This is a genomic window from Chitinophaga filiformis, assembly GCF_023100805.1.
Classification (GTDB): Bacteria; Bacteroidota; Bacteroidia; order Chitinophagales; family Chitinophagaceae; genus Chitinophaga; species Chitinophaga filiformis_B.
Window position 1 is genome coordinate 4,006,238 of the sequence record NZ_CP095855.1, and the last position, 24,095, is coordinate 4,030,332.

The 24,095-nt window shown below is 46.9% G+C and carries 20 protein-coding genes and 1 tRNA gene; 12 read left to right on the top strand and 9 right to left on the bottom strand.

Annotated elements, in window-relative coordinates:
- Positions 1 to 2 precede the first annotated feature (2 nt).
- Entirely contained in the window at positions 3 to 2,138 is a 2,136-nt protein-coding gene (locus MYF79_RS15990) for a M43 family zinc metalloprotease (RefSeq protein ID WP_247814968.1), read from the bottom strand.
- 269 nt (positions 2,139 to 2,407) lie between these two features.
- Here MYF79_RS15990 and MYF79_RS15995 point away from each other — a divergent pair, with 269 nt between their 5' ends.
- Positions 2,408 to 5,518: a gliding motility-associated C-terminal domain-containing protein gene (locus MYF79_RS15995; protein ID WP_247814969.1), complete on the top strand. Its 3,111-nt coding sequence runs from the start codon at positions 2,408 to 2,410 to the stop codon at positions 5,516 to 5,518.
- Positions 5,519 to 5,708: 190 nt separating this feature from the next.
- Here MYF79_RS15995 and trxA read toward each other — a convergent pair whose 3' ends face one another.
- Both trxA and dnaE read right to left on the bottom strand, forming a co-directional pair.
- Entirely contained in the window at positions 5,709 to 6,026 is a 318-nt protein-coding gene (gene trxA, locus MYF79_RS16000; RefSeq protein ID WP_110051685.1) for a thioredoxin, read from the bottom strand.
- Between the two features lie 170 nt (positions 6,027 to 6,196).
- The gene (gene dnaE / locus MYF79_RS16005) at positions 6,197 to 9,841 is read right to left on the bottom strand and encodes a DNA polymerase III subunit alpha (RefSeq protein WP_247814970.1); all 3,645 of its coding nucleotides are present in this window, start codon (positions 9,839 to 9,841) and stop codon (positions 6,197 to 6,199) included.
- 102 nt (positions 9,842 to 9,943) lie between these two features.
- Between dnaE and MYF79_RS16010 the strand changes: the two genes are divergently transcribed.
- The 5 genes from MYF79_RS16010 to MYF79_RS16030 all read left to right on the top strand — a co-directional run bounded on the left by MYF79_RS16010 (position 9,944) and on the right by MYF79_RS16030 (position 14,804).
- Complete coding sequence (locus MYF79_RS16010; RefSeq protein WP_247814971.1) at positions 9,944 to 10,822, top strand: hypothetical protein; 879 nt, start codon at positions 9,944 to 9,946, stop codon at positions 10,820 to 10,822.
- A gap of 294 nt (positions 10,823 to 11,116) precedes the next feature.
- On the top strand, positions 11,117 to 11,983 hold the full coding sequence (locus tag MYF79_RS16015) for a hypothetical protein (RefSeq protein ID WP_247814972.1): 867 nt from the start codon (positions 11,117 to 11,119) through the stop codon (positions 11,981 to 11,983).
- A gap of 408 nt (positions 11,984 to 12,391) precedes the next feature.
- Positions 12,392 to 13,033, top strand: coding sequence for a C40 family peptidase (locus MYF79_RS16020; RefSeq protein WP_247814973.1), 642 nt, complete (start codon positions 12,392 to 12,394; stop codon positions 13,031 to 13,033).
- Between the two features lie 74 nt (positions 13,034 to 13,107).
- Positions 13,108 to 13,992: a glycosyltransferase family 2 protein gene (locus MYF79_RS16025; protein ID WP_247814974.1), complete on the top strand. Its 885-nt coding sequence runs from the start codon at positions 13,108 to 13,110 to the stop codon at positions 13,990 to 13,992.
- An 11-nt stretch (positions 13,993 to 14,003) separates the two neighbouring features.
- On the top strand, positions 14,004 to 14,804 hold the full coding sequence (locus MYF79_RS16030) for a glycosyltransferase family 2 protein (protein WP_247814975.1): 801 nt from the start codon (positions 14,004 to 14,006) through the stop codon (positions 14,802 to 14,804).
- Here MYF79_RS16030 and MYF79_RS16035 read toward each other — a convergent pair whose 3' ends face one another.
- Positions 14,805 to 16,301 (bottom strand): oligosaccharide flippase family protein, encoded by a 1,497-nt coding sequence (locus MYF79_RS16035; RefSeq protein WP_247814976.1) that lies wholly within the window; start codon positions 16,299 to 16,301, stop codon positions 14,805 to 14,807.
- Positions 16,302 to 16,418: 117 nt separating this feature from the next.
- Between MYF79_RS16035 and MYF79_RS16040 the strand changes: the two genes are divergently transcribed.
- A complete protein-coding gene (locus MYF79_RS16040) occupies positions 16,419 to 17,423 on the top strand; it encodes a glycosyltransferase family 2 protein (RefSeq protein ID WP_247814977.1) in 1,005 nt (334 codons plus the stop codon).
- A gap of 35 nt (positions 17,424 to 17,458) precedes the next feature.
- On the opposite strand, the gene MYF79_RS16045 is transcribed toward MYF79_RS16040, so the two are convergent.
- Complete coding sequence (locus MYF79_RS16045; RefSeq protein ID WP_247814978.1) at positions 17,459 to 18,394, bottom strand: glycosyltransferase; 936 nt, start codon at positions 18,392 to 18,394, stop codon at positions 17,459 to 17,461.
- 73 nt (positions 18,395 to 18,467) lie between these two features.
- Here MYF79_RS16045 and MYF79_RS16050 point away from each other — a divergent pair, with 73 nt between their 5' ends.
- Both MYF79_RS16050 and MYF79_RS16055 read left to right on the top strand, forming a co-directional pair.
- Entirely contained in the window at positions 18,468 to 18,749 is a 282-nt protein-coding gene (locus MYF79_RS16050) for a hypothetical protein (RefSeq protein ID WP_247814979.1), read from the top strand.
- On the top strand, positions 18,750 to 19,532 hold the full coding sequence (locus MYF79_RS16055) for a queuosine precursor transporter (RefSeq protein ID WP_247814980.1): 783 nt from the start codon (positions 18,750 to 18,752) through the stop codon (positions 19,530 to 19,532).
- A gap of 10 nt (positions 19,533 to 19,542) precedes the next feature.
- Here MYF79_RS16055 and MYF79_RS16060 read toward each other — a convergent pair whose 3' ends face one another.
- The 4 genes from MYF79_RS16060 to MYF79_RS16075 all read right to left on the bottom strand — a co-directional run bounded on the left by MYF79_RS16060 (position 19,543) and on the right by MYF79_RS16075 (position 22,757).
- On the bottom strand, positions 19,543 to 19,986 hold the full coding sequence (locus MYF79_RS16060) for an NUDIX hydrolase (RefSeq protein WP_247814981.1): 444 nt from the start codon (positions 19,984 to 19,986) through the stop codon (positions 19,543 to 19,545).
- Between the two features lie 3 nt (positions 19,987 to 19,989).
- A complete protein-coding gene (locus MYF79_RS16065; RefSeq protein ID WP_199656292.1) occupies positions 19,990 to 20,928 on the bottom strand; it encodes a magnesium transporter CorA family protein in 939 nt (312 codons plus the stop codon).
- A 27-nt stretch (positions 20,929 to 20,955) separates the two neighbouring features.
- Positions 20,956 to 21,741 carry a diaminopimelate epimerase gene (gene dapF / locus MYF79_RS16070; RefSeq protein ID WP_247814982.1) on the bottom strand — a complete coding sequence of 262 codons (786 nt, stop codon included), beginning with the start codon at positions 21,739 to 21,741 and terminating at the stop codon, positions 20,956 to 20,958.
- 137 nt (positions 21,742 to 21,878) lie between these two features.
- Entirely contained in the window at positions 21,879 to 22,757 is an 879-nt protein-coding gene (locus MYF79_RS16075; protein ID WP_247814983.1) for a nucleoside phosphorylase, read from the bottom strand.
- Between the two features lie 93 nt (positions 22,758 to 22,850).
- On the opposite strand from MYF79_RS16075, the gene MYF79_RS16080 reads away from it, so the two are divergent.
- From MYF79_RS16080 to MYF79_RS16090, 3 genes are all read left to right on the top strand, one after another.
- Positions 22,851 to 22,921 (top strand) — tRNA-Cys (locus MYF79_RS16080).
- Positions 22,922 to 23,211: 290 nt separating this feature from the next.
- On the top strand, positions 23,212 to 23,652 hold the full coding sequence (locus MYF79_RS16085; protein ID WP_247814984.1) for a hypothetical protein: 441 nt from the start codon (positions 23,212 to 23,214) through the stop codon (positions 23,650 to 23,652).
- Positions 23,652 to 23,954 carry a hypothetical protein gene (locus tag MYF79_RS16090; protein ID WP_247814985.1) on the top strand — a complete coding sequence of 101 codons (303 nt, stop codon included), beginning with the start codon at positions 23,652 to 23,654 and terminating at the stop codon, positions 23,952 to 23,954. The genes MYF79_RS16085 and MYF79_RS16090 overlap by 1 nt, the downstream gene beginning before the upstream one ends.
- The last annotated feature ends 141 nt before the right edge of the window (positions 23,955 to 24,095 follow it).

Consider the following 24,095-nt stretch of genomic DNA (forward strand, 5'->3'; position numbering starts at 1 on the left):
GCTTAATTCACTTTAGTTATCTTAATAGTCTTGACGTTATTCCTGTATATTAATTTTACAAAATAAATACCATTTGGCTCATTTACCAAATCAAAGATAAAACGGTTGCTACTGTTGACGGACGAGCCGGGTTGTTTGGTGACGAGCTGTCCTAAAGTATTGTAGATCGCGATGTAATCCAGATCTTTAGGCGTCTCCAGGAAGGTGATGAACAGCTGGTTCACCACCGGCACCGGCCCGACTACAAGACCTTTCTCCTTTAGATACGGAAGAGTATTCTTCGTTACGATATTGATATTATCCAGGTAGATATTGTTTTCCGCATTGCTGATGTTCCGGAATACCACCCTGAACTGGCCTTTTTTAATGATCGGGGTCAGGTTCACAGAATCCCGGCGCCATTCGGCCGCGGTTGGTATGAACTCGGTGGTTACAGGCTGTTTGCGGGTCAGGAATGAGGCGCCACCCTTTTTATAGAGGCTGTCCAGGGTCTTACCGCAGTCGGAAGTGGTAAAGATCTGGAGACTGTCCCATACCGTATTCGAACCATTTACGCTGGAGAAGGCGGCCGCAGCCACGTCGAAGAACAGGAACACCGAATCATGCCCTGCCGGGTTGAAGGTCGGGCTCAGAATGTCGTCAATAGCATCGTTGGTATTGTACGCCAGGTTATGCATCACGATAGACTTTGTGCCTGAACTGGCCGCGTCGGAAGTGATCTCCCAGGTATAACTATCGTCATAATTCTTTATTTCCCAGCCTGTTGGAGGGAAGGTGCTGCTTTCAAAGCCTTCCGTATAGGGGAAGCTCGCGTCAGGATAATACTGGAAGGTGGTCCAGGCAGTATCGTTTGTCGGATCGTCATCGGCAATACCATTAGGAGACAACGTATAGGCCTTCAGAATATGCGCACCATCTTCCGAGGTACTGGAATCCAGTTGTACGGTAGTCGTTTTCAGTGCTGTCAGACTGCCCGTCCAGTTATAGGTTCTGAGCCCGCCACCGTCCACAGTGTAATTGATCTTTACAGCAGTAAGTGTATTCTTACCCTGGTTTTTCAATACAACGGAAGGAGCGATATAAGGTTCACAGATCTGTCCGAAAGGCGAAGTAACACTCAGCACCTGTGCATCGTTATCCAGAAGGTTCAGCGGTACGCAACCGTTGGACGACAGTAGGGACGCCCTGTCTTCGCTCAATGTCAGGCGCATTCTGTCTACCTGGTCGGAGGTAAACAGCAGCATACATGCATCATCCGAATAATCCATGAAATTATTGAACATGATGCCGGGTGAATCGACAGAGCAGGCGTCGGTAAGCGGGAACCTGGGGCAATTGTAGGTGTAGGTGCCTTGTAAAGGCGTATCGTCAATGCCATCGTCTACCGCACAGGCAGATTCATCGCCCCAGATGTGACGCAGGGAAAAATAGTGGCCTACTTCGTGTACGGTAGTACGTCCCATATTGAAGGGGGCTACGGCGCTGCCTGTAGTGCCAAACCCTGTGTAGGTGATCACTACGCCTTGTTCATTGGCCGGATAACCGTCAGGGAAGGTGGCAATACCCAGGTAATTGTCAGAGAGGCTGCAAACCCAGATATTGAGGTAATTACTGCTGTTCCATGCATCGGCCCCGCCACTGGCAACATGTTTTACTGCGGACGCAGAATTGGATACACTAAAAGAGGTCCGGGTGGTGGTAACGCGTTCGATCCCGTTAGTGGGATTGTCGTCCGGCGTACGCTGCGCCAGGCAGAATTGTATCTGGGCATCGCCAATACGCGGTTTCCATGCATTCGGAACACTGGATATATCGGAAGCGCTGGCGCTGTAATCACGGTTTAATGCGTCTATCTGCGACTGTACCTGCTCGTCTGTTACCAGGCTGGGATTTTTCAGCACGATATGTACTACTACAGGGATGGTCACGGTAGGATAGACGGTTTTCATCTGCGCCCTTGACTGCTTAATGGTACGGGTCATTTCCTGGAGGCGGGCCTCCTTTCTTTCACGGATCTTCTGAAATGCCGGGTTGGACGCAATGAGTTGTTGCATAGCCTCTTCCGTACCGCACTTACGTTGGGCAAAGGCAGGTATAACATAGAGGCTGACCAGGATAAAAAGGGTAAAATTGCGCAATGTTCTAGTTTGAATGTTAAAATACAGCTTGTCCTGTTATTTTTCCAGGAAAAGTTACAACCTTATAGCTATAATGCAGGTAGTGAATCTGCGAAAAGCGATATTCTCCGGTTAAATTATGATTCTTTCATATTATAATCATTTCGTAAATTGCCGCCTGTTTTATTTGGGACAATGCAATAAGTAAACGCATTTTGTGACAATTTCTTACACCAGTAATCGAACCCTTACCCTTTAAACAGGTTCATCCCGGTTTATCCAGGTTATCTATGAGAGCATTCTTACTGTCAGGCTGTATTTTAGTTATCTCGTTATTAAGTATGCCGGTACTGGCGCAACAGGCCAGTTTTACAGCACCGGATACGGTTTGTGTGAATGAACAGGTAAATGTGACCAATACTTCCACCGGCGGAAGTTCCTATTATTGGAACTTTTGCGCAGGTAACCTGTTCCAGGACCCCGCGGGCGTTAACCTTGGTAATCCGGGCAACGCTTTCAGCATCCCGACATTCCTGGATATGGCGAAGGAAGGGAACGACTATTACGTATTCGTTACTAATAATAGCCGTTCTATTGTACGTATGTACTTCGGCAATAGCCTGCTGAATACACCAGTTGTTACTAACCTTGGCAATGTAGGCGGCAATCTGCCGCCACAGACAGAGGGCTTACAGATCATACAGGATGCAGATGGCTGGCATATCATCGTTGTTGGTGGAGGGTTGGTCAGCAGTCCCGAGATCGCAAAACTGGACTTTGGCTCAAGCCTGAACAATACGCCCACCTGTACGAACTGGGGCAATATCGGTACCCTTGCCTTTCCCGTGGATCTGTACATGTTCCAGGACGGAGGTACCTGGCATGGGCTCACAGTCAATGCCGACAACAGCACGGTTACCCGTTTTGATTTCGGTACTTCCTTTAACAGTCCGCCAACAGGAACCAACCTGGGGAACCTGGGCAATCTGAATTTTCCCACCGGCATTTATACCGTGAAGGATAACGGTAACTGGTATGTGTTCATTACCAATGGCAACAACAATACTATTACCCGCCTTGATTTCGGCAATTCATTGCTGAATACACCAGTAGCCACCAATATGGGCAATCCCGGCGGCCTCCTGAATGTTCCCCGCGATATCAGCATCGTAAGGGATTGTGGTGGCATATTCGGTGTTGTGGTCAATGGAGATGGAAATGACGTGCTGAAACTGGAGTTTGAAGGTGGTAGTATCACTGGCAATATTACAGCAACATCATATGGTAATGTTGGCGGTCTTGATTATCCGCATTCATTGTCTACCGTCTTTAGAATAAAGGACGACCTGTACACCTTTGTGGCCAGTGCCCGGAACAGTACTGTTGCCCGGCTGAAATTCAGCAGCTGTACCAACAGTAGTATACCATCATCCACACTGGTTAATCCACCGTCCTTCACTTACGATAAACCAGGTACATATACCGTCAATATGATCATGGACGAAGGACTTCCGAGTCAGCAAACCACCTGCCGGAACATTGTGGTGGTAGCGCCTCCCGTGGTAGACCTCGGCCCGGATGTTACTACCTGTAATGGTTTGCCGGTATTACTGAACGCTGGTCCCGGCTTCAGTTCTTACAAATGGTCTGACAACAGTGGCGGCAATACCCTCACAGTTAATACAAGTGGTACCTATAGCGTCGTAGTAACGAATGGCGGAAGCTGTACGGCTACGGATAATGTGTTGGTGAATATAAGTCCGGCAATGGACGCCACGTTCAATACTACCATGATCGATTGCCGGAACAGTACGGGCAGCATTGTGGTGAGCCCCAGCGGTGGCACTCCGCCATTCACCTATACACTGAATGGGACAGACAAAGGAGCACAGAACAATTTTACCCAACTGATAGCAGGTACATATACCATTGATATAAAGGATAACCTGGGTTGTAGTATCAGCAGACAGGTAACCATCAATACAATGCCGCCCCCCGTGGTAGACCTGGGATTGGATGTGACCACCTGTAATGGTACGCCGGTCCTTTTGAATGCCGGAGCAGGGTTCAGCGCCTATAAATGGTCTGACAACAGTACGGGCAATAGTCTTGTTGTAAATACCAGCGGTACTTACAGCGTGGAAGTAACAGACGTTAACGGTTGCATAGCAACGGATGATGTAGTTGTCAATATCAGCCCCGTATTGGATGCTACGTTCAATATAACAATGATCGACTGCCGGAACCAGACAGGGAGCATTGTAGTGACGGCCAGCGGAGGTATTGCACCGTTCACGTATACACTGAATGGTATAGACAGGGGATCACAAAACAGTTTCACACAGCTGATTGCAGGTACTTATACGATCGGCATAAAAGATAACCTGGGTTGTACAATCACAAGGCAGGCACAGGTCGGTGTAGATCAGGCCAACATGATCGATTTTTCCGCGGCTGCGCAATCGCCCAGTTGTGACGGTGTTGCCGATGGAGCGATACGAATGACGGTGGTATCAGGACAGCCGCCTTTTGAATTTGCGATTGATAATCAGCCATACCGGGCTGCTACCACCTTCAATAATCTTGGCGCGGGCACTTATAAGATCTATGGCCGTAACAACTATTGCCTGGATAGTACCACTATCACACTCACAGCTCCTACTGCCATTGACCTGGCAATCACACCTATTGATGAAACCTGCACCAGGGGCAACGGAGAGCTGACCATAAATGCAAATGGAGGGGCTACACCATATACCTACGCCGTCAATGGCGTACCAACATCATTTACGCATCTGACGGGGCTCTCAGCAGGCAACTATAATGTTATGGTAACTGATGCCAATGGGTGCCTTAGCAGCAGCGATGCAGAACTGAAGGATATTGATATACCTGCAGTAACCATCACCAACAACGATACAACTATCAGCCTGGGTGACCAGGTGCAGTTGCACGCCATCAATGCACCGGACTACGCCTGGACGCCTGTGGAAGGATTGAGCTGTGTGGATTGCGCGTCGCCCGTTGCTCAGCCGATGCAGCGGACCACATATGTAGTAACTACTGTTACAGGTCTTAACTGTATAAAAGAAGACAGGGTAACGATCTATGTGGATACCCGGCGATACCTGTTCGTTCCTACCGCCTTTACGCCTAACAAAGACGGAGTGAACGATGTATTACGGGTAAGGGCAGGAGGTGTAGCTGTTTTCAGAATGTCTGTCTACAATCGCTGGGGGAATCTGATCTTTAGCTCGAGCGATCTCCGTAAAGGCTGGGACGGTACTTACCAAAAGGAACTGCAGCCAAATGGAGTTTTTGTGTATATGATCGAGTATGCCTATTATGGAGCGGAAGATAAATTGTATTTACAGAAAGGAACAGTAACCCTGATCAGGTAACGTGAACACCGGTAAACTCATGGGGGAAAAACGGGAAACAATATGCCGTAGACTCCGTCAGGAGTCCCGGTGTTTGTAGCATTCACAACAGGACATTTGTAACTCCCTGAACCACTGAAACACATTGCTCCCAATAACAAAGCCGGCCCGTCTGAGACGAGCCGGCTTCTTTTATGATGTCTTTACTCTATTAGAGGTTGGACTGGATCTTCTTTTCCAGAACAGATCTTGGAGCAGCACCTACCTGTTTGTCAACTACCTGACCATCTTTGATGAACAGGATAGCAGGAATGCTGGTGATACCGTAGTTGATAGACAACTGAGGGTTCTGGTCTACGTTTACTTTACCCACGTTAACCTTACCCGCATAGTCTTTTGAGAGTTCCTCGATTACCGGACCGATAGCGCGACAAGGACCACACCACTCTGCCCAGAAGTCAATTACACTCAATTTATCGGAGCTCAATACTTCCGTCTGGAAGTTCGAATCTGTGAATTCTAATGCCATGATATTTAAAGTTTATGAAATTATATTAATCAAAGTTCCTGAATAAATTTATAAATGCAAATATATACATTCAATTTTCAAACCGGATGCAAATTACTGCTTTTTTGACAGCCGGTATTCTTTTGTAAAAGGCGCCGTTTGACCATGCAAATTAGTGCATTTTAAGACCCTTACTTATTGATTGTATCTATATACACATCGATATCTGGTTGTTTAGACAAGAAGTGCGCCAGTTCATCGTTCATCTCAATATGTTTATTGAAAGTATGCAGCTTGACCGTCATTTGATCATCACGATCAATGAGTTGCAGGAAGAGCTCACTGGCGCCCGGATATTTGGCAATATTGTCTACCAGGAAGTCTACCAGCTCCCGGGTGATGAATTTAGGCATGGTAACGAGGGTCACCTTCTTGGTATGCGTTTTCTTCACCTCCTGTAACAGCTGTATACCGTTTACCTTGAACTCGTATTCCGCATCATTGAAGCGCTTGGCCTTGAAACCACCGTTAATAAACAGGCAGAGGCCCGTTTTGAGGTAGGGGGCGAAACGGATGAAGTCTTCACTCCACAGGGCAAATTCAAACTTGCCTGTGTAATCTTCGATCGTCATTATGCCAAACTGGCGGTTATTCCGGGATATCCTTTCCTGCGCGCCCGTCACATAGACAGCCAGGCGGAAATTACGTTCACGGCCGGCGCGGGCGTTACCTGGCGTTACCAGGTCGGCCTGGTATTCAACCAGTTCCTGTACCGTATTCATATGGTAGTGCCGGCTTTCGAAACGGTAATCGTCCAGCGGATGGCCGGAGATATAGATACCGGTCACCTCACGTTCGTTGTTCAGTTTCAGGATAAGCGGCCATGGATCGCAGGGTGGGATCTTGGGCGGTTCAATGTCGGGCATATCTTCCGCACCAAAGAGGCTGCTCATGGAAGTGGCTGCTCCGGCAGATACCTGCTGACCGAATTTCACGATCTTGTCCAGGCCGGTAGTAGTATCATTTTCAGGTTTATGGAAGTACTGGGCACGGTGCAGTTCGGGGAAACAGTCAAAGGCGCCCGACATGGCCAGGGCCTCCAGCGATTTCTTGTTCACCGCACGCTGGTTCACACGTTTGATCATCTCAAAGATGTTCTTGTATGCACCTCCCTTTTGTCTTTCTTCCAGGATATTTTCCACCGCAGCTTCACCCACACCTTTCAGACCAGCCAGGCCAAAACGGATCGCGCCCTGTTTGTTCACCGCGAAACCTTTGAAAGACTCGTTCACATCCGGCGGCAATACGTCTATTCCCATGCGTTTTGCCTCTTCCATGAAGAAGGTGATCTTTTCAATGTTGCTGGCGTTGTTCAGTACCGCCGCCATATATTCCGCAGGGTAGTGGGCTTTCAGGTAAGCGGTCTGGTAGGCCACGAAGGCATAACAGGTGGAGTGGGATTTGTTGAACGCGTAGGACGCAAATGCTTCCCAGTCTGTCCATACTTTATCGCATACTTTCAGGTCGTGCCCGTTGGCCGCACAACCCTCCATGAATTGTTTCTTCATTTTGTCCAGTACGGCCTTCTGCTTCTTACCCATGGCTTTACGGAGTACGTCCGCATCTCCTTTGGAGAAGTTGGCCAGTTTCTGGCTCAGTAGCATTACCTGCTCCTGGTATACCGTAATACCGTAGGTATCGTTCAGGTATTCCTCCATTTCGGGCAGGTCGTATACGGTTTCTTCCAGCCCGTGTTTACGACGGATGAACAATGGAATGTACTCCAGCGGTCCCGGACGGTACAGGGCGTTCATCGCAATAAGGTCGTCAAAACGGTCAGGTTTCAGCTCGCGGAGGTATTTCTGCATACCGGCAGACTCGAACTGGAACGTGGCGTTGGTTTCGCCTTTCTGGTACAGTTCATATGTTTTGGCGTCATCCAGCGGGATGTCGTCAATACTGATCTCTATCCCGTGATTGGCCTTGATGAGTTCCAGAGCGCCCTTGATGATGGTGAGGGTCTTCAGACCCAGGAAGTCCATCTTGATTACACCGGCGCTCTCAATGATACTACCTTCAAACTGCGTTACCAGCAGGTCGGAGTCTTTGGCGGTAGATACCGGGATCAGGTCGTAGAGGTCTTTCGGTGCAATGATGATACCTGCCGCATGGATACCCGTATTACGTACGGATCCTTCCAGTACGCAGGCCTCTCTGAGCACTTCTCCCTGCAGGTCCTGTCCTTTGATCAGCTCGCGCAGGCGCTTCACGTTTTCCAGGTCTTCAGGGCCCAGGCCCTCTTTTTCGGCCAGGCTCTTTTCCCCTTCATCGATCGGAGCGTTGAATATACGGTCCAGCTGGATGCCGGGCTTATCGGGCACCATTTTGGCCAGCATGTTGGATTCTGCCAGCGGCAGGTCCATTACACGGGCCACGTCCTTGATACTCATCTTGGCGGCCATGGTACCGTAGGTAATGATCTGGGCTACCTGGTTCTTACCATATTTCTGCACCACATAGTCAATTACCTTCTGGCGGCCCTCATCGTCGAAGTCCGTATCAATATCGGGCATGCTCTTACGTTCCGGGTTCAGGAAACGCTCGAACAGGAGATTATACTTGATAGGGTCAATATTCGTGATCCCTATACAGTACGCCACCGCAGAACCGGCAGCAGATCCACGGCCGGGGCCGATGAATACCCCCAGGTCACGTCCGGCCTTGATAAAGTCGGATACGATCAGGAAGTAACCCGCGAATCCCATGTTCTCAATTACCTGCAGTTCGAAGTTCAGACGTTCTTCTACTTCAGGTGTAACTTCCGTATACTTTTTGTGGGCGCCTTCCATAGTGAGGTGACGCAGGTACTGGTCCTGTGTCAGGAAAGGCGGTGGAATAGGGAAGTTGGGCAGGAGGATATCCCGCTTCAGGTCCAGCAGTTCCACTTTATCCACGATCTCGTTGGTATTATCTATCGCCTGTGGCAGATCATGGAAGAGTGCGCTCATCTCTTCGGTTGTCTTGAAATAGAACTGGTCGTTATAGAAAGCGAAACGTCTGTTCTTCATCGACACGTCATCGTCAGAGAAATCCTTCATGGTAGGCGTGCTCTTTTTCTCGCCTGTGTTGATACAGAGCAGGATGTCGTGCGCATTGGCGTCGGCCTGGTCCACATAGTGGGAGTCGTTGGACGCAATGATCTTTACATTATGCTTGGCGGCAAACTTGATGAGGGATTCATTCACTTTCTCCTGTTCGGGAATACCATGGCGTTGTAATTCAACATAATAGTCCTCACCGAAAATGTCCAGCCACCATTTGAATTCTTCTTCACCCGCTTCTTCACCCTTTTTCAGGATCGCCCTGGGCACGGAAGCACCCAGACAGCAGGTAGTGGCAATAAGCCCCTTATGATACTGGAGGATCAGTTCTTTGTCAATACGGGGATATTTACCGTACAGGCCTTCCATATAGCCCAGTGAGCATAATTTGATGAGGTTACGGTAACCTTCATCATTTTTGGCCAGCAGCACCTGGTGATTACGGATATCTTTTTCCTCACGGGTAAAGGCGCGTTTGAAGCGATTTTCCACCACGTAGAACTCGCAGCCAACTATCGGTTTTACCTTGAGCCTTTTATCCTTCGGATCTTCCGGATTCAGCTTGTTGTTATAAGCTTCAGCCACAAACTGGAACACGCCGAACATGTTACCATGGTCCGTGATGGCCAGGGCCGGCTGATTGCTGGCCATAGCTTTCTTGTACAATGATTTGATGTCTGCTGCACCATCCAGCAGAGAATACTGTGTATGAACGTGTAAGTGGGAAAAGATCATTTGGCAAAATTCCGACTCTTCCGCCAGAATATGAATAAAAGGTTATGAAAATTTATGCACACTACTCAATTTAATATTGAGTACATTCTATATATTTGCTATATGAATAAGCTATTTTCCCTTCTATCCCTATGTGCAGTCGCCTTTTTGGCCACCACATCCACATCATGCGAAACGGACGAGAATCCGAAACCCATAGATACCGTTAAAATTCCCGTTGATACTATCGTATTAAGCGAGAAAGGAAAGATACTGACAGATACGATCTGGAGGTATTATGAGTATTACAAGAATTTCCAGACCTCCGGTTCTACGCTGATCTGGAAATCCAACCGTTCAGTGAACACACTGGACCTGCACCTGAACAAGGTAAAGTTCAATAAGGATGGTTCCTACTGGGAGATCACCGAAAAGGGAGACTCACTGAAAGGTACCTGGCATTTCACCAACAATGAAACGCAGATCGTGGTGAACAGTACCACTACCTTTACATCAGACATCCGTGTACTGACTGCAAACCAGTTCGAATGGGAAGTGGTGAATGGTACTACCTACGGTGTAATGATGAAACGTTTCCCCGAGTCAGACAAGACTAAAACAGTGACCCAGTTGCTGACAGGAAAGAAATGGAAGTATGAAACATATTTCTATAACTTCTCACTGGCATCTGCAGACCTGGTATGGCGCATCGGTAAACCAAACAATACCTTCACTGCAGTTGATCAGCTGACGGTGGAGTACAAAGCTGACGGTACCACTGTTGAAACTTATAAGAACGGTACAGTTGTAAACGGTACATGGCATCTGAACGCAGAAGGTACGCGTATTATAGTAACGCCTGACGGTGGCATCAGCTTTGAAGCTGATATCAAAGTGCTGAACGCGAATCGCTTCGAATGGAATCGTGTGGACCAGAATTATTACTATTATGGTGAGCAGATCCCTGCCGACAGTTCAATCGGCAGCGCTTCCCGCTACTAATAGACAAACACTTATATACAATGGCCTGGCTGAAAGAGATACTGTCTTCCGGCCAGGCCATCGTCATTCCTGCATATTCGTATGCCTGTTGCCGTTAACACCTCTGTCGTGCGTTATTTGCTGTGTAGAGACCCTGCAAACGCAATGTCATAGCGTCTCAAAAAGATCATTATCACGGAATAGCCTAAATGATGTTTTTCTAATACAAAAAAATATTTAATGAGTAGAAAAGCAGCATCTTTGTGCTGATAAAACATTTGTTAACTTATTCATTTTTCAATTACCCTTTACATTATGAGAATTGTTAGTAAAACCCTGCTGCTTGCGGCAAGCGTGGCCCTGTACCTTACATCCTGCAAAAAGACGGAAACACCCACAGAAAAACTACCATTAAATGCAGTAGGCCTTGTTGACAGCACAAGCACAGACAGCCTGATCGCACGTAGAACAAAATTGCTGACAGACAGTACCTGGCGGTACTATGAGTATTTCGTGAATTATTCCCAGGATTCTGCAAAGCTGGTATTTAAGCGTGGTAAAGCCGCAAATACTATCAACCTGAACCTGAACCAGACAAAATTCAATACAGACGGCACCTGTCGTGAGATCACCGAAACAGGTCAGCAACTGAATGGTACCTGGGCACTGTTGAACAACGGTACACAGATACGGGTAACAAACTCCTATGGTACATTTACCTCAAACATTAAGGAACTGACTGCCAACAATTTCGAATGGCAATCAGTTGACGGTGCTACCTATGGCGTAGAGATGTCTGTGTTCCCAACTACCGATTATTCCAGGACTGCTACTGCCAAGATCACCGGCAGAACATGGAAATACCTGGCGTACTTCACTAATTATCCTTTAGCTTCTGCCAACCTGGCGTACCGTTCCAACAGGACTTATAATCCTATCCTGAACCTGAGCCTGAACAGGATCAATTTTTACACCGATGGTACTTACAAAGAGGTTTCCGAAACCGGAGCTGTTTCCTATGGTACCTGGTACCTGTCTAACAATGATACCAGGATCACTGTACAGCAGAATGGTAACTATCCTGCGTTTACCGCATTGATCACTGTACTGACAAGCGACAGGTTCGAATGGAATCGTCTGGACAATAATTACTACTACTACGGTGAGCAGGTAGCACTGTAACATAAGAGCCATATAAAATCTTTTCAGGGCCGGCCGGGGAACAAGTGTTTCCCACCGGCCCTGCATCTTTTAGATACAAGCAACACTGAACAACTCCAGGATGATCCGCCGGCCTCTGAACCTTTTTACGATGATGAACAAGCACCGTGATCATCTGCCAGCCGCTAAGCTTTTTACGATCTCAGCACCAGTGAGCATGTACCGTCATCATCCTCCGGCCTTAAACCTTTTACGGCGCCGGCATTACTGAATAAACAGCGGGATCATCTGCCGACCGCTGATGGCCTCCAGCTAAATCCTGTCTGTTGCAAGCGATATCTCATTAGTAATCATTACAACTGAACATGTTAAAAACATTTATTATAAATATTATTAGTAAATTAGTCCCGATTTAACCAACGGGCGCTTATGATCGGCAACAAAAGTATTTTATGGATGATGGCTATGTTTTGCGTGTTGGGACTCGCTGCCTGCTCTTCCACAAAACAGGGAACAACAAAAAGAACGGGCAGTAATGGGCGTGGCAATGTGGAATTCCTGGACGGTCTATCCATTAATGGAAATAATTATACGGCCAAAAGTAAAAGCACATTGAAATTCACCGCTTCAAGTCCGTCGATAGAAAATGCGCCGCTCTGGCAGTTCAAATATGCCCAATTGCTGGACGTTCGTGTAGAAAGCGTGTTGAATACCAACCTCTTTGCATTTATTGAAGAATGGTGGGGAACGCCTTATGTATACGGCGGCAAAAACAGGAATGGCGTAGATTGTTCCGGTTTTGCCAATAACCTGCTGGTAGGGGTTTTCCGCCTGAATAGCTCAGGTAGCTCAGCGCAATTATATGAAAAGGCCCGAAAATTGAGTAGATCAGAAATGAGGGAAGGTGACCTGGTTTTTTTCAAAACTGATGGAAAATCAATCTCTCATGTGGGTGTATACCTGAATAATAATAAATTTGTGCACGCTTCAACAAGCCTCGGTGTCACCATCAGTGATCTTAGCGAGACTTATTGGGCAAGATATTATGCCGGGAGTGGCAGAATAGAGTAAACCGGAAAAAGAGAAAAGATTTCATGAGTAGTCCTGCAGTTTCAATATGTATACCGGCATATAAGCAACCCGAGATGCTGAAACGCTGTCTAGACAGCATCCGCCAACAGACATTTACCGATATAGAAGTGATCGTAACGGACGATAGTCCGGGCGACGAAGTGGAGCGCCTCATCGATAGCTATAAAGACATTCTTCCCATCCGTTATAAACATAATCGTCCTTCACTCGGTACGCCGGAAAACTGGAACGAGGCCATCCGCCAGGCAGGAGGGAAGTACATTAAACTCATCCATCACGACGACTGGCTGGCAAGGCCCGACGCATTGCAAAAGCTGTATGATGCGCTGGAAGCCGCACCCGGGAGCGATTTTGCCTACGCAAGAGCGCTGCTGGTGTATGATGACGGCAAAGAATGGCTGCTTCCCATGAAGATTGAACACTTAGACCGTGTGCGCCGGGAACCTGAATATGTGATGGTTGTAAAACCGATCTCCACGCCCAGTGTTACGCTGTTCAGGCATAAATTCATGTACGACAACCGCATGAAGTGGATGGTGGACATTGATGGTTATATCCAGGAGCTTTACCGGAATCCTGCCATCGTATGCGTAAATGAACCACTCGTGAAAGTAGGTATCCATGCCGATCAGGTGACGCAGGAATGCGAAGACAATAAGGAAGTAGATGTGAAGGAACATATCCAGCTGCTGGATAAGCTGCGCCCCGGAACATTGAGAAAGTGGTTATATTATGATTATTTCTGGCGATTATTACGGCGCTACAATATTCGCAGCGGCGCGGAACTGACCGCCCTGGCAAAGGGTTTCCCGGTACATCCTGCACTTTACCGCATGGCTGCCTTCCAGTCAAAACTGCCGGCTTCTTTGTGGACAAAGGGCATTATTTCAAAAACTGGCATGTTTCTTTGTTATCTGACATCACTATTAAAAAAATAATCTGATCCATAATGTTGAATGAGCTGATCTCTGTCGTAATTCCGTGTTATAATGATGGCGCCTACCTGCATGAAGCAATTGCTTCTATCCGCAGGCAGGATTATCCCAATTATGAGATCATTGTGGTCAATGACGGCTCTACTGATGCAGCTACTTTAAAAGTGCTGGATGAAGTGGTGGCCCCGGATGTGCAGGTGCTGCACAAAGAGAACGGCAGGATGGCCTCCGCAAGGAACTATGGTATCAGGCATGCAAAAGGAAAGATCATTGCTGCATTGGATTCGGACGACTACTTTGGCGATACCTTTTTTAAGAAAGCAGTGGCCATACTGGATGCCAACAAGGAAGTAGGTGTTGTGACCTCCTATATCCAGTTGTTTGGCGCTGAAAAGCTGGTATCCAAACCAAGGGGCGGAACAGCGGTTAATTTTCTTTTCGGCAATCAATGCCCCGCATGTGCCATATACAGAAGAGAATGCTGGGAAGATATCGGCGGCTTCGATGAGGCTATGAAACTGGGATATGAGGACTGGGAGTTTTATATCCGCGTAACCCGCCAGGGATGGAAGATAGAAGTGATCCCCGAAAGACTGCTGTTCTACAGGCAAACAAAGAAATCGACCTACCGTAATGATACCCGCCCGAATGTAGTGGAACTGGTGGATTACATTGTCAACAAACACCAGGATTGGTACCTGGATATGATCAAACAACTGATCGTACGTCGCGAGGTGATCTATACTGAAAGCAGGATCTCCTATCAGAACATTTTTAAAATGCTGAAGAACAGGCTGCTGGGCAAGTATAAATAGTTATCGTCTTCCTATCTTGCTGCCAACAAGCGAGATGCCTTTTTTATACAGGATGGTAATATCTTCTGAGAGGTTCAGCCTGATCACCAAAAATCCGTAAATGCTGCCAAATACCAATGTCCGGACAATCATATTCAGGAGAGGTACAGAGATATTGATCAGCCGGCTTACAATAAAGTACAGCGAAAGCGTCAGTATAACTGAATACAGCGTTTTCCTGGTAAACGGCTGCATATTATAGTTCTTCAGCAGGAAGATGTAACGGATGCCATTGTAGATAGTCAGGGATATCAGCTGTGCAACACCTGCTCCCATAATACCATATGTTTTTACAAAATAATAGTTCAGCGGCAATGTTAAGGCCAGCAGAATAAGGTGCGACTGCAATTCGAAACGCCAGCGGGGAGACGTGGAGATCACCTGCGAGTTTAATCCCGTGCCGAGTTCAATGATCTTCGTAATGCCTAATATAAGTACCAGCGGTTTTCCCTCATGGTAGATGGCCGGCAGGTTGAGGAAATCAAAGGCATCGTCCAGGTTCAGCCAGATCATAGAGAATATAAAGGAAGAAAAGATCAGCAGATTGATTGACGATTTCGTGTAGACATTGGCAATGTTGGCCATATCATTGTCCTTCCACGATTGAGCGATGATAGGCACTCCTATACTGATCATACTTCTTTGAGGTACATCTATTACCGTACAGATATAAGTAGCCAGTGTAAACACGGCGGCGAATTCCAGCCCCTTGAAACTCGAGATGAGAATAGAATCAATGGTCAGGCTGATGATGGTGATCACATTGCTCGCAAAGATAAATGCGGTAAAACGCAGCATCTGTTTGCCCAGGTCTTTGGTGACCTGGCTGGGAAGTCTGCCCAGGGGTAATTGTTTCTTATACCAGAAGTAAAAGAATAATCCGGAGAATGTTACAGCATATGTACATGCGAAGAAGTTCATGAAGGTATGGAAGCGGATCAGGCCGAAGATGAAGGCCAGCACTATAACAGAGTGAAACACGCGGAATACGACCTCCTTCATGAAGTTGGAAAGAATGGTCTTATGCTGGTTCCATGCATGCACTTCCATGATCTGGAAGCCCAGGAAAAAAAAGACAAGCGGGTAGCTGATATAGAAATATTCCACCAGCAAAGGCGATTTGCCCGAGAACTTGCGGATGATCAGCGGTTCCAGGAAGTAGGAAGCTGCAAATACGATCAGTACGCCTATGCCTCCCAGGGTGAAAGCAAGGGTGAGCAGATCCATTTTCTTTTGCGGCAGTGCTTTATAATAGGGATAATAGCGGGCTACCAGGGTCGGAATGCCCAGGCAGGCAACGCTGGTCATCAGGGTGGAGATCTCGAAAAGGGTACGGGTAAGGCCATTTTCTGCGGGCGCGAAGTATTTTGTCATCAGGTAGATGTTGATCGCACCCAGAATGAATCCAAAATATGTATAAAGCGAAGAAATGAGGCTCTTGGTCCTTACAACACCCATATAACACTAGTCTGTTTGACCCACTAAGATATTTATATTTTTAGATTAAGGACAGCTTTCATATAATATTGCCGCATATTTTTTATCTTGGGCGCTTACTTTATTTTCACCCTGCATATGGATTTGTCTGTCATCATTGTGAACTATAAGAGCAGCCGTCTCATACTGGATTGTATCAGCACCATTGTGGCAGAGACAACCGCTATCAGCTATGAGGTGATTGTAGTGGATAATGCTTCGGGCGATAACAGCGAGCAACTGATCACATATGCCTTCCCCTTTGTACAGTTCCTGCAGATGGGCTATAATGCAGGGTTTTCCCGCGCCAACAATATGGGTTTACGTGCTGCGAAAGGCGATTACCTTTTACTGCTGAACCCTGATACACTGATCCTCGATCATGCCCTGGACCGCTGCGTACAACGGTTTGCTGAAAGCAAACTGGTGGCCTGTGGTGTACAGCAATTAAATGCAGATCGCACACTGCAGATATCGGGCAACTACTTCATGAAGGGCGGGCTTAATCACCTGCTACCCTTACCTTACTGGGGAAAAGTGATCCGCTGGATAGGTTATCAGCTGAAAACCAAGGTGCCTAATGTACAGGAAGCCAGTACGGAACACCTTGTAGACTGGATCAGCGGTGCTTTCCTCATGGTGAAACGTAGTTCGCTCGAAAAGGCAGGATATATGGATGAGGATTTCTTCCTGTATGCGGAAGAAGTGGAGTGGTGCAGCCGCCTGCGTAAACTGGGTCCCCTGGCTATTTTTGGCGATATCAATATCATACATTTACAGGGAGAAACCACCGGCGATGTATTCGGTTCTGAAGAAAAGGGATATTACGGATTGTATGACAGGAAAGGATTACAGCTGATGTTGTCCAATCATGTAAGGGTGCGTAAGCAGTTTGGTGTGCTGTGGTATTTTATACTCCTGCTCAACTATTCATTCGCCGTGCCGGTATTTTTCTTCGGCAGCATACTGGAGAATCTTTTCAAAGGACGTAATCCTTTTAAATATATGCCACTGGTCTGGGGGCTTGCGAAAAACGTCTTCCGCCTGTGGGTAATGACACCGACAATTGTTAGGAACAAGCCGCATTTCTATAAGGTGTTGTGATGCTGCCGGTGATAGTGTAATGTGTCAATTAGCATTTACGAATGCACTTCCTGCTTATGCACAGGCTCCCAATATCCTTTCAGGACATCGATCCTGAACTGTATTACCGGCCATGATTTGGCAGGTTTTCCCTGCAGCAGGTAATAGCCGCCGATCACCACAGAGGCGCCCAGTTTAAACAGGTATTCCAGGCTTTTCTTATGCACCGCCATGCCGCCTTTGGCTACCATCCGCACTTTTTCTCCACGCCCAATACCGGACGCGACACGGTACATATATTCTGATGTCAGTTTTTTTACCTCTACCACGTGGTGTACGACTACGGAAGGATCGTAATAAATGATCCCGCCTCTTTCTATCAGCTTGTAAAAAAATTCCTTGCCTTCACCACCTACGCGCAGGGTGCCTTTCACTCCCGGCAGACTGGTGTTAAAACCACCCACGGCAAAGAAGTCGTCGCGGCGCACTATCATATTGGATTCCAATGGATAGCGGCCGTTGTCGAAAGGTTTGGCAACAGGGCTGTAGTCGAAATTGCCCACCAGTGAAGAAACGTAATGGGACATCCATTTCGGTTCTGACGGAATATAGCGGGGAATGATACGGCCTCCGAGGCCTGTAGCATCCGGATGCTGTTCGAAGAAGGTGATGATATTCTGCAGATAACCCGGCATGGCCACCGCATCGTCATCCATGCAGCAGATCAGGGCGCCGCTGGATCTTTCTGCACCGGTGTTCCGCGCATAGGAAGCTCCCTGGCGGGTTTCCAGGTAATAATACAGTTGCATGTCAGGATGTTCGGCGATATATGCCTTTACCTTGGCGGCGGTATTGTCTTTACTGTTATTATCCACCACGATCACTTCATAGCGTTGTTTATCAATATCCTGTTTATACAGACTATCGATGGCCTCAATGATATAGGCTTCTCTGTTATACGAACATATGACTATTGATATTGCTATTTGCATGAATCAGTTTCCTTTTTAATTAAATTCCACACAGGGAAAGCAAAATAACTGTAATTTATCCGAAATTTCAATAATGGGGCGCTTACGATTCTTTTTAAAGGTGGCATTTATCTGTAACATCTGTTTCCTGTTGGCAGAGGCGTCGTATTATATTGACTTTAAGGGCACTACGCCCGAGATGTTGAGATACATACTATTGATGGGCATCGTGGTCTCTTTTCCGCTGAACCTGCTCGTATTGTTCGTGGCCGCTATTATGTTGTACCGGCGTAAAATAACCTGGGCAGCGCTTCCTCCTTACGTATTTATTGTGAATGCTATAATTTTAATCATGCAATTTATTTTCCTATTCTAAATGGTACACAACATTCTAAAAGACAGACCAACTAAACTTTTCATCTTCTTTTGCAGCTTTTTCGTTGCCAATGCGCTGATAGCAGAATGTATCGGCGGGAAGATCTTTTCGCTGGAGAAACTGTTCGGGCTACCCGTACATACCTTCACGGTGTTTGGTCAAAGCGGACTATCCTTTAACCTTACCTGCGGGGTGTTATTATGGCCCCTTGAGTTTGTGATGACAGACATCGTTAATGAGTATTATGGGCCGAAAGCAGTAAAACGGATCTCTTACATTGCGGTGGCTTTGATCAGCTATGCATTCATCATGTTCTACGTAGCGCTGTCCGTGCCGCCGGCCGATTTCTGGATCGGCACCGGTGCAGACAAAGGTATTCCGAATATGCAGGCTGCTTTCGGAGGGATCTTTGGCCAGGGTATGTGGATCATTATTGGTAGCATCACGGCATTCCTGGTAAGCCAGCTGATAGACGTAACGGTGTTCCATCGCATTAAGCGTGCTACGGGCGAAAAACATGTATGGCTGAGGGCAACCGGATCAACGGTGGTGTCCCAGCTGGTAGACAGTTTTATCGTATTGTATATTGCCTTTAAGCTGGGGAATAACTGGAGCTGGCAGCTGGTACTGGCTGTATGCCTGGTGAACTATGCCTATAAATTCACCGTAGCCATATTGCTGACGCCTGTGCTCTACCTCATCGAGGGACGTATAGAAAGTTATCTGGGTAAGGAGACCGCGGCCCGTATGAAAGCAGCCGCAATGGGCAAGGCCGCCGAATAATACATTAGTTTTAGTAGCGCAACTTCACAATATCTGCCACTACTTTATCAATGGGAAGGGTCACTGCTTCGGCGGAAAACTCTTCCCAGTTGATCCACCTGGCGCCTTCCACATCTGTTTTATCTTCCGGGATAGGAAAGTCAAAAGGCTTATCCAGCACAGAGAAATTGACTTCCGATAGTGCTCTTACGAGATAGTAAATAGAGATGATCTGGGAATTGTCACCAAAAGCAGAAAGCTGGAAGAAATCGGTGGTATAGATGTGTTCTATGACTTCCACTTCAAGTCCCAGTTCTTCCTGGAATTCACGCACCACACATTGCAGGGTGCCTTCTCCGAATTCGAGTCCGCCGCCGGGGAACTTGGTATAATATCCGCCACGGATATATTCATCGGTAACGAGCACCTGTTTCTGCTCATTCATCATGATACCGTATACGCGAACATTAAACATTGTTTAAAACCATTTCTTCTTCATAAAATACCAGCTCATGATCACGGAGATCACGATCGAGAGTATGACCGGAATATAGAATGCGTGTGCCGAATGGGCAAACGGTATTTCTACGTTCATACCATAGATACTGGCTACCAATACGGGGAAGGTCAGAACGATGGTAATGGACGTCAGGCGTTTCATGACCAGGTTCAGGTTGTTGGAGATGATGCTGGCAAAGGCATCCATTGAGCTGCTGAGGATGTTGGTATAGACATTGGCCATTTCCAGCGCTTGTGACGTGTCTACGATCAGGTCATGCAGGAATTCCTTCTCGTCTTCATTCAATCCCAGGAAATTGGTGCGCTCAATCTTCATGAGCAGCAGTTCATTACTGCGGAGGGCAGTCAGGAAATACACCAGGCTTTTCTGGATCCGCATGATGTAAAGTAACTCCTCGTTACGGTTACTGTCATACAGTTTCTGCTCCAGGATATTCCTGCGCTGGTTGATCTCTTTCAGGTAATCCAGGAAGTTCATGGTCACTTTTTCGAAGATCTTCAGCACCATCATATTCCTTTTTTCAGGATGACGGTTATGGAAAGTATTCAGGAAGCGGTTGATGGCTGCGTTGTCGAATGAGTTGACAGTCAGGATCTGGTTGTGCGTAAGAATAATCACAATGGGGATCGTGATGTAATAGGCATCGCTTTCATTGATGGAATTATTCTCAGTAGGCGTTTTGATAACGATCAGCTTTACATTATCCTCCAGTTCGTAACGTGACTTCTCATCGATATCGAGTGAGTCGGTAAGGAAGTCCAGGGGAATATCCAGTTCTTCTGACAGTTGTTCAAATTCAGACTGTTTCAGGGGCGGGGTAATATTCACCCATGCCCCATTTTCAGGACTTGATATTTCTACCGTACGCGCATCTATATTTTTGAAATATTGGATCATCCGGCCGCAAAGGTAGATTAATTAAAGTTACGGTAATGTGATATTTCCCTCAAAAACAAGGGTTGCAGGTCCGCAGAGCCAGATATTATTGTAGGACCTTTCGCCGGTTTTAGTAAAACGTACTTCCAGGTTTCCGCCCAATGTCTGTACGGGTATAACATATTCTTTTTCTTCCGGGCCTGCCGTCATCAGGGCAGCAGCAGTGACGCCGGTACCGCAGGAATAGGTCTCATCTTCCACACCGCGTTCATAGGTACGGACGAAGATGCCTTTATCGAGTGGCTGAACAAAGTTGACGTTGGTGCCTTCTTTCGCAAAGCGATCGTTATAGCGGATCTGTTTTCCTTCGGTGTAAACATCTACTGCCTGTACATCTTCCACAAACTTCACGAAGTGAGGAGAGCCGGTGTTGAGATAGGAATAGAGGGAGCCTAATTCCACACCATTTACGTCCTGCATTTTCAGGTTCACCCAGTTATCTCCTTTGAGCGTAGCTTCATGAGGCCCATCTACCGCCAGGAAGCTGAGTTTTTCGCTGTTGAGCCCCATTTTACGGGCAAAGGCTACCAGACAGCGGCCACCATTACCACACATACTGCTTTCGCGGCCGTCAGCGTTGTAATATTTCATGCCGAAATCATAACCTTCCTGTGTGTTGAGAAGCATCAGTCCATCCGCCCCGATACCGAAACGGCGGTCGCACAGAAAATGTACCTGTTCTTCCGTCAAAAAGTTATACTCGCCTTTCCGGTTGTCCATGATCACAAAATCATTGCCGGTTCCCTGGTATTTGTAGAAATGAATTGCTGACATAATGCGCAAAAGTAAGTCATTTAAATGACAGTCAATAGCCCATACGCAACAGGCCCGGGTCTTCATTACCAGGGCCTGTTGATTGACATGGTCAACTGTTGATAGCTGACGCAGTCAAATGTAAGGAGGGCTGATTATCAGATCTTTTCAATGATGGCCAAAGACTGTTTGATGAGGTTCTCCACCACCAGTGCGCCATCTTTGGTAAATTCCTGCCTGATGCGGTTGGCCACGATAGCGCTGATGGAGAGACAATCATGTCCCAGTACGCGGCCAAGGCCATAGATACCGGCCGTCTCCATCTCGAAGTTGGAAATGTAATGATTGTTGTGACGGAAAGCGGTAAGCTGTTCCAGTAACTGGGGGTGGGAGAGCGGTCCTCTCAGTGCACGTCCCTGGGGCGCATAGAATCCGGGGCAGGTGATGGTGATACCACTGATATATCCCTGGGTAAAACGCATTGCGAGGTCATTAGCCGCACTTAGCAGGTACGGATTAGCACTGCCGGGGCGCAGGTGCACCTGTTGGCTGAAAGCGTTCAGGAGGTCTTTCTCCTGCGGCGTATTTTCAAATTCATACCAGGGCAGCAGGTTGTCGAGCCCTACGCCATGAGAAGAAACCACGAAGCTGTCTACCGGCACATTTTCCTGCAGGGCGCCGGAGGTACCCAGGCGGATGATCTGCAGCCGGGTAAGGGCGGGTTTTATGGTGCGGGAGCTGAAATCAATATTCACCAGTGCGTCCAGTTCGTTGAGCACGATGTCGATGTTATCAGTTCCGATACCGGTAGACACGACAGTGAGTCTTTTTTGTCCGATATATCCGGTGTGGGTCACAAATTCTCTGTGCTGATGGGTACTTTCTGTACGATCGAAATGTTTGCTAACTTCGGGTACGCGATCGGGGTCGCCAACCGTGATAATAGTCGTGGCAAGCTCTTCCGGCCTGACATCCAGATGATATACAGCGCCCCGGCCATTTAATATCAGTTCAGATTCTGCAATACGTTTATTCATGGTTATCTGATAAAATTGTGAAATAAGATTTGGCAAATATCTAAAATTTACTACTTTTGCAATCCCATCGAACGGATGGGGACACAAAAATAAGGTTTCGTGGCCGAGTGGCTAGGCTGAGCTCTGCAAAAGCTCCTACAGCGGTTCGAATCCGCTCGAAACCTCGGAAAGGACTACAGAAATGTAGTCCTTTTTTTGTTTTGGGCTAATGGAAAATTGCATAATGAGCACATGCGCATCCTGGAAGCTGCCTGGCGACTATATTGTTAACCGCTATATCTTACCTGATAAAAAAGCGTCTCTTGTAAGCGTATCCCTGCTGATATTCTTTTTTTGAAAATGTGGTTGATAAAAGAGTGAACAGCGCGAGGAGAGAAATTAAGGAATGAACAAAATGAACTGAAATATCCCGAAAGGTGCTTCGTACATTCGTTGCTGTAAAAAATTACGCATTATGTTGAACATTGCAAATGATCGCTCCCTGCCTATTATGCAGCCAACGGCCCTGAGGGCAAAAGCTGAAACCGATCTCGTTAACACCGATCAGAAGAAGGGTAAAAACAAAGTAAGTAAAGTTGTTGCATTAAACAAAAAACAATCAGTTATGGCATCGTATTCTCCCAACACTATTATTTCCGCGCATAGGACATATTTGCTCTATGCTCCTTTGTCTTCTACACTGAGCCAGGAAGAAGGCTACTTTATGATTGAGAATGAGATGTTAGGGATAGTCGCTACCGGTAGAACCGAAGCAGAGGCCGGGAACGACTTTGCGCAGGAGTTTGATTTTATCTACCAGCGGTATAATGAATTACCCGACACTCAGTTATCCGAGAGAATCAAACGGATCAAATCACTGTTGAATACTATCGTTAAAGCAGTAAATTCTAAATAATGGCAGCGCTACAAGCACAGAAGACAATCAGCAACCTTTTAAGTAAAGGGTTCGTAAAGGCCGCCGGCGATCATCAGTATCTGGAGTTCTGGCACAATGGCAAGTATGTTCTGCAGACCTTTTGTAGTCATAATGGTGAGGATATAAATGACCACCTGATAGCAAAAATGAGGAAGCAGTGTCATCTCGGGAAAGATGATTTCCTTGATCTGGCCAATTGTCCCTTATCAGAAGAAGCATATGTAAAAAAGCTGATCGATAGCGGCACTATAGCTGCCACTGATCTGTTGAGCAGAAGCTAATATCAATTAGCCGCGCAAATTGTTTACCCCTCTTGATATTTCTCTCTTCAACATGCCCCATGTCCAATAATGAACATTTCGGTTTCAAAACTGAACGGATTTGCAAGTTTTGTTGTTGTTAACTATTTCATTTGTAATTAG